The 16,355-nt window shown below is 46.3% G+C and carries 13 protein-coding genes and 1 pseudogene; 9 read left to right on the forward strand and 5 right to left on the reverse strand.

Going from position 1 to position 16,355, the window contains the following annotated elements:
• From ACOJTG_RS15870 to ACOJTG_RS15885, 4 genes are all read left to right on the forward strand, one after another.
• On the forward strand, positions 1–524 hold a 524-nt coding region (locus ACOJTG_RS15870), incomplete at its 5' end, for an outer membrane lipoprotein-sorting protein (RefSeq protein WP_420154723.1).
• 157 nt (positions 525–681) lie between these two features.
• Positions 682–2,118 carry a DUF5723 family protein gene (locus ACOJTG_RS15875; RefSeq protein ID WP_420154724.1) on the forward strand — a complete coding sequence of 479 codons (1,437 nt, stop codon included), beginning with the start codon at positions 682–684 and terminating at the stop codon, positions 2,116–2,118.
• 36 nt (positions 2,119–2,154) lie between these two features.
• A complete protein-coding gene (locus ACOJTG_RS15880; RefSeq protein WP_420154725.1) occupies positions 2,155–2,694 on the forward strand; it encodes a patatin-like phospholipase family protein in 540 nt (179 codons plus the stop codon).
• Between the two features lie 15 nt (positions 2,695–2,709).
• Complete coding sequence (locus ACOJTG_RS15885) at positions 2,710–2,910, forward strand: hypothetical protein (protein ID WP_420154726.1); 201 nt, start codon at positions 2,710–2,712, stop codon at positions 2,908–2,910.
• A 75-nt stretch (positions 2,911–2,985) separates the two neighbouring features.
• Here the strand turns inward: ACOJTG_RS15885 and ACOJTG_RS15890 are convergent, their stop codons facing one another.
• Together ACOJTG_RS15890 and ACOJTG_RS15895 are read right to left on the reverse strand one after the other, a co-directional pair.
• The gene (locus tag ACOJTG_RS15890; RefSeq protein ID WP_420154727.1) at positions 2,986–4,353 is read right to left on the reverse strand and encodes a RagB/SusD family nutrient uptake outer membrane protein; all 1,368 of its coding nucleotides are present in this window, start codon (positions 4,351–4,353) and stop codon (positions 2,986–2,988) included.
• Positions 4,354–4,385: 32 nt separating this feature from the next.
• A complete protein-coding gene (locus ACOJTG_RS15895; RefSeq protein WP_420154728.1) occupies positions 4,386–7,430 on the reverse strand; it encodes a SusC/RagA family TonB-linked outer membrane protein in 3,045 nt (1,014 codons plus the stop codon).
• Between the two features lie 477 nt (positions 7,431–7,907).
• Between ACOJTG_RS15895 and ACOJTG_RS15900 the strand changes: the two genes are divergently transcribed.
• Both ACOJTG_RS15900 and ACOJTG_RS15905 read left to right on the forward strand, forming a co-directional pair.
• A complete protein-coding gene (locus tag ACOJTG_RS15900; RefSeq protein WP_420154729.1) occupies positions 7,908–9,845 on the forward strand; it encodes an ABC-F family ATP-binding cassette domain-containing protein in 1,938 nt (645 codons plus the stop codon).
• 94 nt (positions 9,846–9,939) lie between these two features.
• A complete protein-coding gene (locus tag ACOJTG_RS15905) occupies positions 9,940–11,247 on the forward strand; it encodes a DUF5103 domain-containing protein (RefSeq protein ID WP_420154730.1) in 1,308 nt (435 codons plus the stop codon).
• Between the two features lie 78 nt (positions 11,248–11,325).
• Here the strand turns inward: ACOJTG_RS15905 and ychF are convergent, their stop codons facing one another.
• Both ychF and ACOJTG_RS15915 read right to left on the reverse strand, forming a co-directional pair.
• The gene (ychF, locus tag ACOJTG_RS15910) at positions 11,326–12,429 is read right to left on the reverse strand and encodes a redox-regulated ATPase YchF (protein ID WP_420154731.1); all 1,104 of its coding nucleotides are present in this window, start codon (positions 12,427–12,429) and stop codon (positions 11,326–11,328) included.
• A gap of 211 nt (positions 12,430–12,640) precedes the next feature.
• Complete coding sequence (locus ACOJTG_RS15915) at positions 12,641–12,961, reverse strand: DUF3276 family protein (protein WP_094808668.1); 321 nt, start codon at positions 12,959–12,961, stop codon at positions 12,641–12,643.
• Positions 12,962–13,432: 471 nt separating this feature from the next.
• Here ACOJTG_RS15915 and ACOJTG_RS15920 point away from each other — a divergent pair, with 471 nt between their 5' ends.
• The 3 genes from ACOJTG_RS15920 (at position 13,433) to ACOJTG_RS15930 (ending at position 16,068) form a co-directional block, all read left to right on the forward strand.
• On the forward strand, positions 13,433–13,933 hold the full coding sequence (locus ACOJTG_RS15920) for a septal ring lytic transglycosylase RlpA family protein (RefSeq protein ID WP_094808669.1): 501 nt from the start codon (positions 13,433–13,435) through the stop codon (positions 13,931–13,933).
• A gap of 328 nt (positions 13,934–14,261) precedes the next feature.
• Positions 14,262–15,167 carry a DUF58 domain-containing protein gene (locus ACOJTG_RS15925; RefSeq protein WP_420154732.1) on the forward strand — a complete coding sequence of 302 codons (906 nt, stop codon included), beginning with the start codon at positions 14,262–14,264 and terminating at the stop codon, positions 15,165–15,167.
• A 61-nt stretch (positions 15,168–15,228) separates the two neighbouring features.
• The gene (locus ACOJTG_RS15930) at positions 15,229–16,068 is read left to right on the forward strand and encodes a sugar phosphate isomerase/epimerase family protein (RefSeq protein ID WP_420154733.1); all 840 of its coding nucleotides are present in this window, start codon (positions 15,229–15,231) and stop codon (positions 16,066–16,068) included.
• 36 nt (positions 16,069–16,104) lie between these two features.
• Here ACOJTG_RS15930 and ACOJTG_RS15935 read toward each other — a convergent pair.
• Positions 16,105–16,355, reverse strand: a pseudogene (locus tag ACOJTG_RS15935) (hypothetical protein); the annotation flags it as partial.

Here is a 16,355-nt window from a genome sequence, read left to right on the forward strand (position 1 = left end):
GTCGTGGCATGCGGATGGAAATCTCAGTGATGGGTAATGAAATGATTACAGCAGTGGACGGTGACAAAGGCTGGACCATCCGCCCTGCCATGATGGGCGGTACGGGTGAACCAGAAGATCTGCCCGCCGAACAAATTAAAAGCTCAACTAGTCAGCTTGATCCCGGAGGACCACTTTTTAACTACAAGGAAAAAGGCACGAAGGTAGAACTGGTAGGCAAAGAAAAAATGGATAAAAAAGACGCGTATCACCTGAAAATCACGACGAAAGATGGTACGGCTGTTGATTATTTCCTGGATGCCAATACGTACCTGCTGGCAAAGCAAATCGCTCAACTGAGCATGCAAGGTCAGGAAGTAAAGCAGGAGATGAATTTCTCTGATTACAAAGAAGTGTCAGGCGTTAAGTTTCCCCATACCATGGAAACGGCATCTCCGATGGGCGGCGATATGACGATCATTACCAATAAGATTACGGTGAACGGTCCGATTGACGAGAAACTGTTCGCGAAGCCGACCAAATAAGCAATACCATTTGCTGTAAAAACTTCCGTAGGACTACCTACGGAAGTTTTTTTTTGCCCAACCGACCGAATTAATAAAAACAGTTTTGGCTGAAAAGGCGTATATGCAAAGGAATAAATCCTACGTTAGAAGTATTCGAACCTTCACACTACATACGATGATGAAAAACTTTCTGTCGATCCTGGCCCTGAGCGTTTCGTTGGGAGTCCAGGCCCAGAATTTCAATGGAGTTGCCCATAGTAATGCCGCCGGTACGAATAAGGTGTACACGAATCCGGCCTTAATCGCGGGTTCACCTTACAAATTGCACGTTAATCTTTTCTCGGGAGGAGCCAATATTTCCAACAATTATGCGGACTGGGTTGGCCCCTACAAATTAAACCGTCTCGTATTTGGCGGTATTCCTAACGCGTATCGGAATTCAGACGGAAGCCCTGCCCTTGAGCCGGAGTACTTTCGGGAGAATCTGAACGGTAAACCCAAGGATGGTACGGGCTGGGCCGAAGTACGCGGTCCGGGCGTATTGATTGGGCTGGGACGTAACCATAGTATTGCGATCACCAGCCGGGCAAGAGCGTCCATTCAGGCTTTTGGTGTTTCGGAAAACTTTCTTTCGCTCGTTCGGCAGGGTTTCGATTTCGCCACCCTCTGGAATATTACGAACGTAGATAATAAGTTTTCATTGAATGGGAATATCTACGGAGAATTGGCTTTCACCTACGCCGCTAACCTTATTGAAGAAGGGCCCCATCGGTTGAAAGGAGGGGTTACCGTGAAAAAACTGGTTGGGTTTTACTCGGCTCACATCCGAAATCGGGAATTGACCTACCGCGTTATTGAAGATCCTGAGCGACCCGGTAAAGGACTTTTCGTAATGGATCGGATGGACGCGGATTTCGGCTATACTACTCAAGAGTCCATCAAAGATGGGGTAGGACTACGCAAGTTTTTAGGGAGTAAAATGCCAGGTTCTGGCTGGGGATTTGATGTAGGAATGGTGTATGAATTCAATCCGGATTATGACGAAGAACCCTACCGTCTGCGGCTGTCCGCTGCTCTGATGGATGTAGGGTCAATCCGCTACGAGGATCGCTCCAAGATCAAAGGCTATACCATTTTACGCACGAACCGGACCATTCAGGAAGAGGATTTTGCGAATATTAAAGGGAGTGATGAACTAGTACGCCTCATCGAAAGTAAAATGGAGCTGCAACCGAATGAGGCCAAAACTAGTTTTACTTCGGGATTACCCATGTCGCTGAATACGAATGCTGATTTACGGTTGAATTCGTCCCTGTACGTGACGGTTTCGTACATCAAGGATTTGCGAAATGTGAACGTATTATCGGCTCGCCAGCCTACGGTTTTTTCAGTAGTGCCGCGTATTGAAACCGAGTCGGGTCTGGAAGTAGCCGTACCCCTCACCTGGATTTTTCAGACTTTTTCACCGGGCTTGTCCGTACGATTAGGACCCGTTTTTGCGGGTACGGACAACCTGATTGGTTTAGTAAGCAACAGTCGGCGATTAGCTCCTAAAGGGATGGATGTATACGCTGGCTTAAGTATACCTTTGTTTAAGCGAAACGATCGTTAACAAATACCTACGCGTGCATTAATCAACGAACAAACCATGAAGATTGGAATAGTATTCTCCGGAGGAGCCGTACGCGGATTTGCTCATTTAGGGATTTTGAAAGCTCTTCAGGAAATGGGCATTTCACCGGATTATATCTCGGGGGTTAGTGCAGGAGCTATCGTGGGAGCGTTTGCGGCCAGCAAACTGGAAGCCGAAGCCGCCTACGATTTAATTGAACGCAGTAATTATAAAAGTTACCTAAAATTGGCGTTTAGTCGGATGGGTTTTCTGAAGCTCGATCGGGTAGAGGATCTCATGCAAAAGCATCTACCCCATACGTTCGAAGAGCTGGCCCTGCCGCTTAGCGTCAATGCCACGGATCTGACGACGGGTAATGAAGTATTTTTCAATTCTGGCCCTTTGCTCAAACCCATTCTGGCCTCCTGCTGTTTGCCGGGTATTTTCGAACCCGTATGGATTAATCAGCAGCAACTCATTGACGGCGGAGTACTGAATCAAATGCCTTACGAGCCGCTCGAAGCTCACTGCGACATACTGATTGGTTGCCACTGTAATCAGATTGGTGATCTGTAAAGTCCAATTACCTCTATGAAAGCCGTGGCCATGCGAAGTTTGTACCTGGCCATGGCGAAAGCTAGTCATTTCAAGTCCAAGCGTTTTGACGTATTCATCGAGCCGCCGCTCTTACAGAATTTCAACGTGTTTGATACCAAGAAATCCAGAGATGTTTTTCGCGTAGGCTACGAATACACGCATCAGATGGCTCCGGACCTGGAAAAACTGAGATAACAATTGTGTTTTTAACGAAGAAGCCCCGAAGCAGTATTGCTTCGGGGCTTCTTCGTTACTTAAGACTTTTACTAATTAATTATACCCAGGGTTTTGTACCAGCTGGCTGTTTACATCCGTTTCGCGTTGCGGAATCGGGTATACCAGATTATTGGCATTAAAGGAGATTGCCCCAACTGAACGACGAGTACGCTTCAGATCGTGTAAGAGATGACCTTCAAACATCAATTCTAATTTACGCTCTTTTAAAATAGCACTAAGCGTAAGACTAGTGGAAGTAAGGCTTGGCAAGTTTACCCGATTACGAATCAAATTAACATCCGCTACAGGCGTTGCTCCAACACTTGTATTGAGTCGGAAGTTAGCTTCAGCCCGCGTCAGATACATTTCAGCTAAACGAATAACGGGAACGTTCGAGTAGATAGTACTGAACTTCTCCGTAAAGAAGTCGTCTCCATCCTGATAAAATAAATCCGCCCGTTCATCTCCTTGTTCGTATTCATTAATATGATTGGCCGTTATGTAGATATCTCCTCTGGAATCAATCGAATAGAAAGTCCGGAGTGAATTGTCGCCATCCTGAGAAGTCACTTGCGTGGAAAAAATGTTCTCGGCAGAGTTCATATTTACCAGGTTAAATGAAGCCGCATAATTCTGGTTCAGAGCGTATTTGTTGCTCTGAATAACGCGGTTAGCCGCGTCACGTGCAGCCGCATAATTCTGCTGCATCAAATACACGCGAGACAAGATACTAGCAGCGGCCCATTTCGTTGCTTGACCAGTCATTTTACCAGAAGTGCTGGTCGAAGCTGCATCTGGTAATAGCGATTCGGCAGCTAGTAAATCTTCAAGAACCTTTGCATACACTTGTGCTACACTATTCCGGCTTACGTAGGAACCGTTGTTGATCTCAGTGGTAGGGGTGAGCACCAGTGGCACACCTGGATTGACAGTGTTATCGCCATCCCCCCAAGTTTTAGCAAACAGACGAACCAACTCAAAGTAGACACTGCCCCGAATAAACAAAGCTTCCCCCTGAATCCGGTTCTTTTTCGCTGCATCAACCTTATCAATGTTCGCTAAAACGTTGTTACAGATGTTAATGGTTTCGTATGAATTTAGCCAGATGTTAGACCCATACAAATTATTGGTAAGAATTTTCTTATCATAAAACTGACCGGGGTCTACAAATGTACCAAGCCACTTTAGCTCGTTCGTAGCGGCCAGCAGGTCAGATGACATTTGAAGCTGTCCTCCCCACACATAGTATTCGCCTAAAGCATCATACGCACCAATCAAAGCGGCTTCCACGTCCTTTGAGGTCGTCAGAGCTACGTCCTGATCAATTGATTGGGTAGGAGCAATATTTAATTTATCTCCGCACGAGGATACCGTTAGAGTAATCGCCGCGAGAAGTATATAGCTGAAACGTGTTTTTTTCATTGAATTGAATGTTAAATATTCCTTCAACAGCATTAGAATCCAATTTGTAGACCAACCGTAAGCGTCTTGGCTTGTGGTGCAGAATAGAAATCCTGTCCTGCTGCAATATTTCCTGAAACAGCATCGGTGCTAACTTCAGGATCCCAACCCGTGTATTTAGTAAAGGTCAGTAGGTTTTGGGCCAGGAAGTACACGCGGAGTCGATCCACCTTTAAACGGTTCAGCACAGTTTTGGGAATGGTGTATCCTACAGAGACGTTACGTAAACGCACGTAAGATGCATTCGACAAATAGCGACTGGATACAGCGGTACCATTCGCTCCAAATAACCGGGGTTGAGGCGTAGAAGCATTGGGGTTTTCTGGAGTCCAGTAATCTAGTTCAGAAGCTAAATGATTATCGAAGTAATCACCAGAAGCTCTTTCAAACTTACCGCCTGCCATATACACTTTATTACCAAACTGACCATTGAACAGGATACTTAGGTCGAAACCAGCGTACGAGAAGGTGTTCGTAATACCTCCAAACCAAGTAGGAAGAGGGCTTCCAACAAATACCCGTTGAGCTTCGTTCGGATCATTGGTTGTGGTACGGTCGCCTTCCGTATCATTTCGGTAGTAGAGGGCATCTCCATTCGCTTTATCTACACCCGCGTATTCAATCATATAGAAAGCACCTAAGGGCTGACCAGGATACGCTCGGTTGACCTGATCAAAACCACCCGTAATGGGGACAGGTTCTCCGGAAGGGCTCTTATCGATTTCTACGACCCGGTTTTTGTTGTTTGAAATATTCAGACTGGTCGTCCACTTAAATGCTCCGATCAGGTTTTGGCTATTCAAAGTAAATTCAAAGCCTTTGTTTTGCATCTTTCCGATGTTTCTTACCTGAGTCGAAAATCCAGCTGTACCCGGAACGTTTACCGAGAGTAATAAGTCATTCGTGTTTTTAACGTAGTAGTCGATTTCTCCATTGATTCGGTTATTTAAGATTCCGTAATCCAGGCCAATATCCGTTTGAGTAGTGGTTTCCCATTTCAAATCCTGGTTTCGCAATTGACTGGGCGACTGACCAGCTACGCCAGCATAACCCGAAGAAGACCAGAGACCTAAGGCGGGGAAGTTAGTAATTTCGGCATTACCCGTTAATCCATAACTGGCTCTTAATTTTAAGAAACTCAAGGCTTTAGACTCCTGTAAGAATTTTTCTTCGCTGAGAATCCATCCACCGGAAATAGCAGGGAAGAAACCATATTTGGAATCGTTACCAAACCGGCTTGATCCGTCTACCCGGCCGCTTAAGCCTACTAAGTATTTGTCAGCAAACTTGTAGTTGGCCCGCAGGAAATAAGATAGAAACGAGAACCGGCTACGTGTGGAGGAGCCTCCTGTGATGTCGGCGGCTGAAGCGATGAACCGATAAGCATCCGAGGGAAATTGCTGTCCTTCCACAAAGTTTTCGTCGATCCGGGTTTCCTGATAAGACATACCAAGCGTAGCCGTGATAGAATGAAGATCACCAATTGCCTTATTGAAACTAAAGTAGTTATTGGTGTTATAGTTCATTACCTGTGAGTAACGACTTTCACCCAAGCCATTGACCGCACCTGATATGTTACGAACCGTCTGCGTACCGTAATAGGTGTTTTCGTTCTGATTCAACAGATCGACCCCTAATTCAGAGCGGAAGCTAAGCCATTTGGTAAAGTCTACCTGGCCATATACGTTGCTGATATTACGGAAAACTAACGTCTTGTAATCCGAATATTTAGCGGAAATGAACGGGTTATAGTAGATAGGGAAGTTCGCCGAAGTTCCTGGAGGTGTACCAGAAGTCAAACCAGTCCGGGGATCAATCAACGGAGTGATGGGCGGAATAGCTACGGCCTGCATGGGCGTCGAGAAGGCATTGTCGTTAGAAACGCGATTCTGCAGGGTCCGGGCCAAACTCATATTCATTCCGATCGAAAGCCAGTTGTTGGCCTTATGATCCAGGTTAAGCCGGCCGCTAAAACGTTCCAGCGAGTTTTTGATTAGAATCCCTTTCTGATCCAGATACTGACCCGAGATGTAGAATTTCGTCTTTTCATTACCGCCAGAAATGTTCAAATCCGTCTGACTGAAAGGAGCATCCTGAAAAGCCGCTTTTTGCCAGTCATACGTAGCTGCCCCAGGAGTCGTACCAGCGGCTGAACGATTAATAATGGTATTGAGCGAATTAGTTGAGTTGGTATTCGCTGCAGCTACTCTAAAATAAGACAACCATTGCTCCGCGGTCATGTAGTCACGGAGGCGGGTGGGCTTACTGGAGCCGTACTGGAAACCGACGTTGACGTTCGTTTTCCCGGCTTTACCGCGTTTGGTCGTGATCAGTACCACGCCATTCGCGGCACGAGCTCCGTAAATAGCACCAGCCGAAGCATCCTTGAGGATTTCTAAGGACTCAATATCCTGCGGGTTCAAATCGGCAATCGGGTTGGTAGGAGCCGTATTATTGGAAAGGTTCTGCGTATTAATGGGAACGCCATCTACTACGTACAAGGGCTGGCTTGACGCAGAAATCGATGAAGTACCCCGAACGCGTACCGAAATACCCTGACCTAACTTACCATTTCCCTGGGTGATCTGCACCCCGGCGGCATTTCCCTGCAGGGCCGCTTCAAAAGAGGGGTTAGGAATATTTTCAAGTTTCTTAGAGTCAACCTTGGCAATATTTCCCGTCACGTCTCGCTTGATCTGTGAACCGAATCCCGTTACTACGACTTCGGTAAGTTCGCGGCTGTTTGAGCCCAGCTGCACATCAATCTGGGTCTGGTTACCCACGGCAATTTCTTGGGTAATCATGCCAATAAAACTGAAAACTAACGTAGCATTAGCCGGCACCGAAAGCCGATAAGTACCCGTGGCGTCGGTGTTGACGCCGCGGCTGGTTCCTTTGGCCTGAACGCTTACGCCAACTAAAGGAGTTCCGTCTTCTGAAGAGGTGACTTTTCCCGTCACGACTCTGTCTTGGGCAATTGTACTATAGCCGCTCAACAGTGCTCCGACCAGGAAACATAGATGTAACAGTCTTCTCATTATGGTTAAGAATTAGAATTGGAAATTCTTACAAAAGTATAAACAAATTCAAACAAAGCCTGAGCTTGCATGCAGATATAAATTTTAGAATAATGAGGGATAACTTTCTTATAGAACTGCTAAAATCTTTTATCTATGGTTAAAAATTAAATATTTTATTTGGATAATACAATGTTTAATGAATGTGATAATTATTGTAATAGTTATATTGTAGCGACTGGATACGGAAGGTAGATAATTATACTTATGCAGTGGACTTCTCTTGTACGATTCTAAGATGTAAGTTTCAGAAATCCTAATGCCTCTTCTGAAAAATTAATTCAAGGAATAACTTACCTCTTTGAATGAAAAATTACGCTTTCGCTCGGGACGAAATACAGAAGGAAGCATAAGGAAAATGCTGACTTCTGGCGGAAGGTTCGTACTTTTGGATCGGACTCGTGGCGGAGCAGAATTTTCGCTATCTTTCTTATTTCTATGCTTTCCATCAATAACTTAAGTTTCTACTTCGGCAGTCGGGCGTTATACGACGAAGCCTCTCTTCATATTAAACCCAAAGATCGCATCGGACTGATCGGGGCCAATGGTACGGGTAAATCCACGCTCTTGCGGCTCGTTGTAGGTGAGTACACGCCCGACGGCGGTACGATTTCCAAATCCGGCGATTGTTCGATTGGTTTTCTTAATCAGGATTTGCTGAGTTACGAATCGAGTGAGTCGATTCTGAACGTAGCTATGCAGGCCTTCGAACGGGAAATGGTGCTACAGAAAAAGATCGACGAAGTGCTCCACGAAATGGAGACCAATTACCGGGATGAGCTCGTCGATAAGCTGGCTAAGTATCAGGAAGAGTTCGAGGCTCTGGATGGGTATACCATTCAGGCCAAAGCTGAAGAAATCCTCGAAGGTCTGGGCTTCAAAACCGAAGAGTTACAGGTGCCACTCCAACGCTTCTCCGGAGGCTGGCGGATGCGGGTAATGCTGGCAAAACTGCTCTTGCAAAAGCCCAGCTTACTGCTGTTAGATGAGCCCACCAACCACTTGGACTTACCGAGTATCGAGTGGGTGGAAAATTACGTCCGTAACTACGAAGGAGCGGTCATGATTGTCTCGCACGACCGCTATTTCCTCGACAATTGCGTTAATATCATTGTAGAGGTATCGGGAGGGAAGCTCAATTACTACCCCGGTAACTATTCATTCTATATCGAAGAAAAAACACTGCGAAACGAAATCCAGCGGGGAGCGTACGAAAACCAGCAGGCTAAAATTCGCCAGACTGAACGCTTCATCGAACGCTTTAAAGCCAAAGCCAGTAAAGCTCGTCAGGTACAAAGCCGCGTGAAGTCGCTGGAAAAACTGGATTTTGTGGACGAGGTCATCGACGATACCGCTCGGGTGAACTTCAAATTTACGCTGGCTACGCAGCCCGGGAAAAATATCTTCCAGCTCGAAGATGTTTCGAAGGCGTACGGTGAAAAACGTATTCTTACTCATACGGACGCGTACCTGGGTCGGGGCGATAAAGTCGCTCTGATCGGGGCGAACGGTAAAGGAAAATCGACGCTGCTGCGGATCATCGCCGGTACGGAATCCATTGAAGGAAAACGGCAGATCGGTCATAACGTGGCTTTCGCTTTCTACGCTCAGCACCAGCTGGAAGCGTTGAACATCGAGAATACGCTCATCGACGAATTACGGGAAATGGGTACGGACAAAACGGAAGCTCAGTTACGGGGCATTCTGGGTTGTTTTCTATTCTCCAGCGACGACGTATTCAAGAAAATTAAAGTACTGTCAGGGGGTGAAAAATCGCGGGTAGCCTTAGCGAAGATGCTACTTTCGGAAGCCAACTTCTTACTCCTGGATGAGCCGACCAACCACTTGGACATGATCTCGGTGAACATTCTGATCCAGGCTCTGCAACAGTACGAAGGAACCTACGTGATTGTCTCGCACGACCGGTACTTTGTGTCGGAAGTGGCCAATAAAATCTGGTACATCGAAGACGAGCAGATCAAGGAATACCCCGGTACTTACGATGAGTACGTACTCTGGCAGCAGGAACGCGAGTCCATCCGCAAAGAATCGGGTGCCGCCCGTACCGAAAAGCCAGTCGAAGTAAAGGTGGCTAAACCACAACCGACGGTATCGGATACGGAGCGGAAACAGTCCCAGCAAAAACTCAAAAAGCTACAGCAGCAAGTGGAAGAGCTGGAAGGTCAGGTGAGTAAGTTCGAGAAACAAAAAGCGGATACCGAAGCTCAACTGGCTGATCCGGATATTTATCAAAATACGGTTAAGTTCAATGAGGTTCAGAAAGCATACGACCGGGTGAAACAGCAGCTAACCCAAGCTAACGACGCCTGGGAGTCGGCAATGATGGAAGTAGAATCCTTGGAAAAGCTGGCATAATCCTACAGATTTATAAGAAATGCTGAGGATTCGGGTTTTAGCGGAGATACTTTGATCCACTAAAATGCGAGTCCTCAGCGTTTTTTATACCCTTATGAAGCGAAAATCCTTTATGAAAGTGCTAACCTCATTTGTACTGGCAATCGGCCTTATTTTTCTGGTAAATCAGTTGATTGCTCAGGCCTTGGAAAATAGTCGGCGGGAAGGACCGCTCCGTTACGAAGATTTTATCTACGATGCCTCCGTCAAAACGCCATTGCTCTTTGCTACGGGTGCCGTAGTGAGTAACGACGTGCTGCAACCACCCGTACTAGACCTGAATCAGGGAGGAACCATGCGGCTGGAATTTGACTGGCTGGGCAAGGATCAACCACAGTTTCGGGCCAAGATTTTGCATTGCAATGCCAACTGGCAGCCTTCAGCCCTGAATGACGTTGAGTTTCTACCCGACTTTAATGAGTTCCCCATCTACGACGTCAAAGTAGCCCAAGGTACTAAAGTGGGTTACGTTCATTTCTGGCTGGATTTGCCTCGGGTGAAAGTGAGTGGGAATTATTTAGTAGTTGTATACAAGGGCCGCCGGGAAAGCGATGTGGTCTTTACGCGGCGATTTATGGCTTTCGACCAAAAGGTGACCGTTGGAGGACGCGTCAGTTTTGCACAGGATATTCCGCGTCGCAACACGCATCAGCAGGTTGATTTTGCCCTGAAGTATGGGAATTACCCCATTCTGAATCCAAAGCAGGACTTGTATATCGTGATTCGTCAGAACTACCGCTGGGATCGTACCGTAGTAGGGTTGAAGCCATATATGGTACAGGAGTTTGACCGTACGCTGGAGTACCGTTTCTTCAATAATGAAAATCTGTTTCCGGGAAGCAATGAGTTTCGGGTATTTGACATCCGTAGCCGGCAGGTAAAGGGCATCAACATAGCTCGACTGGATTTTAATCCCAATTTCAATGCGGCGTTTCTCTTCCCGGACGATGGGCAGGCCGGAAAGTCGTATTTACAGCAAAATGACCTCGACGGATTATTTGCCATTTCCACGCGGGATGACTTTGGTGATCCAGACTATTTTCCCGTCACGTTTACTCTGCGTTCATCCGAGCGGGAAGATGGAAAAGTGCCGTACGTAGTGGGAGGTTTTAATTTTTTCGAACTCTCGAAAGACAATCAGATGCATTACGAACCTTCGGCACAGGCGTATCAGGCTACGATTTTGTTGAAACAAGGCGTTTACAATTACATGTATGCCGTGCCCGATGGAAATAAAGCGAATGAAGTACCCATCGAAGGGACGCATTCCATGACACAGAACACGTACGAAATCTTCGTTTACCACCGCTCGCCCGGCAGTCGAGCCGATCAGCTGATTGGCTATCAGGTGATCCATAATTAAGGGAAAACTTAGTACCTACAAAAAGGAGGGAGCTTCACGAAGCTCCCTCCTTTTTGTAGGTAATGGATCGGTGAAAATCTATACGTTGAAACGGAAGTGCATAATGTCCCCATCCTGTACTACGTATTCTTTTCCTTCGACTGCCATTTTTCCGGCATCTTTAATCGCTGCTTCTGACTTATAATGATCGTAATCGGCCAGTTTGATTACTTCTGCCCGGATGAAACCGCGTTCAAAGTCCGAGTGAATAACTCCGGCTGCCTGTGGAGCTTTCCAGCCCCGCTGGATCGTCCAGGCCCGTACTTCCTTCACACCCGCCGTAAAGTAGGTGATCAGATTTAGCAGGGCGTAAGATGCCTGAATAAGCTGGCTTAATCCGGATTCTTTCAGGCCGTATTCTTCCAAAAACATCTGACGTTCGTCCAGATCTTCGATTTCGGCAATCTGAGCTTCGATGGCCGCACAGATCACAATTACCTGAGCGTTCTCTTCGGCTATGGCCGTTTTCAGTTGTTCAACCCACTCGTTCGTCCCCTGACTCAGGCTAGCTTCATCCACGTTAGCTACGTAGATGACGGGCTTGATCGTCAGCAGGTGCAGATCGGCCACGGCTGATTTCTCTTCTTCCGATACCTCAACCGTACGGGCTGATTTACCCTGCTCCAGCGTTTTCTTAAAGCGATACAGAACTTCAACTTCCGCTTTTGCCTTCGCGTCACCGCTGGCACGGGCAGCTTTCTCGATACGTTGCAGTTTTCGGTCTACGGCTTCGAGATCTTTCAACTGCAATTCGTAATCGATGATTTCCTTGTCCGATACCGGATTAACCCGTCCTTCGACGTGGACAATATTATCGTCTTCGAAGCAGCGAACCACGTGAATGATGGCGTCTACTTCGCGGATGTTAGCCAGGAATTTATTACCCAAACCGGCTCCCTGACTGGCTCCTTTTACCAACCCAGCAATATCCACGAATTCAATGATTGTAGGAATTACTTTCTGCGGATTGACCAGTTGTTCGAGCGTACGGAGGCGTTCGTCGGGTACCTCTACTACGCCTACGTTGGGTTCGATGGTACAGAACGGATAATTGGCCGCTTCGGCCTTGGCACTCGATATCGCACTAAATAACGTAGACTTTCCGACGTTCGGCAAGCCCACGATTCCACATTGCAAACCCATGGGTAACGAAATATATTGATTTAAACTCAGTGATGATACACGCGTAAGAAGTTCGTTACACCGTTAATTCGGCGTTTCTAAACCTTCTATTTCACAAAGGTACGACTATATAAACGAAAAAAGCCTTCGCCACAGCAAAGGCTTTCTTAAGTTCTTCACAATCAGATAAAACTGTTAGGGGTATCAGTTAATCATAGCAAACAGATTGTGGTTAATCCCATTTCAGGTCGCTGCGGTACTCGTCGTCTTCTTCACGGGCAGCAAACTGCGTGAAATCGAATTCCGGCATCAACTCCGTCTTGACGTGATCTACGGCGTTTTTGAGAGCGTCTACAAACTTGTCAAAATCTTCCTTGTACAGGAACATCTTGTGTTTTTCATACGCAAATCCATCTCCCTGGGGGTAACGACGACTTTCAGTAATGGTAATGTAGTAATCGTTGGCACGGGTGGATTTCACGTCGAAGAAGTAAGTCCGCTTCCCAGCCTTTACACGTTTCGAGTAGAGTTCTTCTCGTTCTTTTTCAGCCACAATTTTGGAAGTTTATGGTTTGAGTCGCTGGTAAAAATAGAAAGAAAGCGTTTGGTCGCAAAAAAATCGTAGAAAATAAGGTAGGTATTTCTACAAACCGTATAATCTATGGTTAGACGCTGGCCGTAAGAAAGGTCAGCTTTTTTAGTCGGAAGGTTAAAAAGAACGATCAAAAACCTTTTGAACAGGTTTCAGTTTATTCTTCTACCCGTTATTAAATCGGCAGAAGATTTAGTGCTTTTTTGTACCGCCCAATATAATAAAAAATAAGTGGATGTCAATTTTCAACCTGTGGAATTTATATAACTTTCTGAACAATCTCTTGCCTAAAACGTGGAAAATACTACCAGTCTCAGAAATTTGTCGTACGTTTGTAGCTGAACTCTACTCAGTTCAAGGCAATTCGCCCAAAGTGCTCCCGCCGCTGCTGAAGCATAACGTTAGTTCTTTGAACCACAAAACGAACTGCCTATGAATATATGGACACGTAGAGCGGTAACAGCAATGTTACTGAACTTAAGTATATTGCCCTGTATCGCTCAGGCTCATTATTCGGTGTATTACAAGAAATACCCTCCAGTCAAAAAACCACTGGGGAAAGAATATCGGGGTCGGGCTACTTACTACGGTAAACAGTACTTTGGTAGAATCACCGCCAGCGGCGAACGTTTAAAAAATGGTACGTGTGCACACAAAACCTTACCATTTGGTTCGATGGTGGAAGTGACTAATCTCAAAAATGGCCGTAAAACCATCGTCAGAGTAATTGATCGTGGGCCATTTGGAAAGAATCGAGATATTGATCTTTCCTTTGATGCCGCAAAAAAATTGGGTATGACTCAAGCCGGCGTCGCACAAGTAAACCTTAGGGTAGTGGGTACAAACGGTATCGTTTTACTCCGACCCAACAAATATCTTCTCGAAGATAACGCCACGATTACCGCCAGGGCGGACATGGCAGCACTAGAGTAGATTTTAGGGAGGTACAACAAAGAGTGTACCATTACATGTTTCAGCGGCAGCTTTTCTTAACCGCAAGCTTCGTTCAGTGGATAGAGATAACTGGTTCAGTCTCTAAAAGCTTTCCGGAGGTTGCGGTTCTTTTTTTGCCTATACTTAAAAGTTTTTTAACTGCTCTCCCTAAACATTACTCGCTTTTTGCGTTATTCATTTAAGGTTGTAATGAATGGTTATTGCATAAGTTGAAAATCACTTAGGAAATGAAAGCTATCCCACTCTAAGTAAAAATAGCTTGCCGGATCTGATTGCAACCCTCCTAAACCTGAACCACTCGTACCGCATGGCCCTGGATCTTACCAAAGCCCGAGAATACGGAAACATTGAATTTCTGGCCCGACAAATGGTGGAAGGCTTCATTACGGGTTTACACAAATCGCCTTTTCACGGCTTCTCGGTGGAATTTGCTGAACATCGCCTGTACAATACCGGTGAAAGTACTCGGCATGTGGACTGGAAAGTATACGGCAAAACCGACCGTCTGTATACTAAACAATACGAAGAAGAAACCAACCTCCGCTGCCATCTGCTGCTCGATACGTCTTCGTCCATGTATTATCCCGAAAAGACGAATGGGAAAATTACCTTCAGTATTCTGGCGGCGGCAGCACTGGCATACCTGCTCCAAAAGCAGCGGGATGCCGTTTCCTTAACCACTTTTTCGGAGGGCGTAGAAGTGCAACTGCCAACCCGGTCGACGGCCTCACACATTCACAAGATTTTCCTACAATTACAACAACTACTTCAACAGCCCAAACCCAACCGGAAATCATCCGTGGCGGAGGTCATTCACCAGATTGCCGAACAGGTGCATCGCCGCTCGCTGGTCGTTATTTTCAGTGATATGTTCGATGACATTGAAAATTCGGATAAGCTCTTTTCGGCCCTGCAACACTTGAAGCACAACCGGCACGAGGTATTGCTCTTTCACGTTAGCGATCGCCAGACGGAAGAAGAATTTGCCTTTGAAGAACGGCCGTACGAATTTATTGACCTCGAGACGGGCGAGCGGGTACGGGTACAGCCGGGGCAGGTACGGGACTATTACCGAAGTGCTATCCAGAAATTCTATTACGATCTGCGGATGAAATGCAATCAGTACAAGATTGATTTTATTGAAGCAGACATCTCGCAGGGCTTCGATCCGATTCTTTCGGCGTATTTAGTGAAACGCTCTAAAATGCGTTAGCAAGGGACACGTGTCCGTTCCATCGTCTTTATTCCCGAACCGTTCTTTGTATCTCTAGACCATGATTCGAAAACTCATTCCGCTACTAGTCTTCACGGCCTTTTCGGCCTTCGCTCAAAAACCATCTACGCCCCAAAAGCCCGGGATGGTTTCCTACACCTATCGTCACAGTTTCCAGCGAGACGTAGCCGCTACGCTGGATACCATCAAAGCATTGGGTGTTACGGATATGGAATTTTCCAATCTGTTTGGCCGTACGGCTCAGGATATTCGGAAACTACTGGACGATCGGGGCATGCAGTGCTCATCGTTTGGGGTAGGGTACCCCGATTTCCTCAACAAAACGGCGGAAGTAGCCCAAAATGCCAAGACGCTGGGAGCGAAATACGTACGCGTCGCCTGGATTCCGCACGAAGGACCGTTTACGCTAGCCATGGCGGAAGAAACCGTAGCCAATTTTAACCGAGTGGGCAAAATCCTGAAAGAAGAACACGGACTGACGTTCTGCTACCACAACCACGGGTTTGAGTTTGAACCGTACGAGAAAGGTACGCTGTTTGACTACATCGTCCAGAAAACGGATCCTAATTACGTAAGCTTCGAAATGGATATTCTCTGGACGTATTTTCCCGGGCAGGATCCGGTACAGTTGTTAGAGAAGTATCCCAAGCGTTTCAAGCTCATGCACCTGAAAGATTTACGCAAAGGGGTGAAGGGTAACTTATCCGGCGGTACGCCCGTTGAAAACGACGTGGCTCTTGGGACGGGACAACTGCCCTTACCAGCCATTATGAAAGCGGCGAAAAAAACCAGCATTCAACATTATTATATAGAAGACGAAAGTCCGAACATTAAAACTCAGGTACCCCAGACAATCGCGTATCTGAAAACGCTGAAATAAAAAAAGAGCAACTGGTACAACAGTTGCTCTTTTCGTTTAGGATTTCTTCTTAGCCTGCTGATTCAGCATAAACTCAAAGTAGTTTTCGAGTTCCTCAGCGGGAATCTTCCGGGCAATAATTTTTTTGTCTTTGTCCAGTACGTAAATGGTTGGCGTCGCCTGGGCATCAAATGTTTTCAGGTAATCCGTATAGTGAACGGTCTGGGCTGTCTTCGCATCCTTATGGATTTCGATGACGTTCGTGAATTCCTGAATCTTAAACTCCTGGATGAATTTTCGCCATTCCT

This window comes from Siphonobacter sp. (assembly GCF_048595215.1).
Taxonomy (GTDB): Bacteria; Bacteroidota; Bacteroidia; order Cytophagales; family Spirosomataceae; genus Siphonobacter.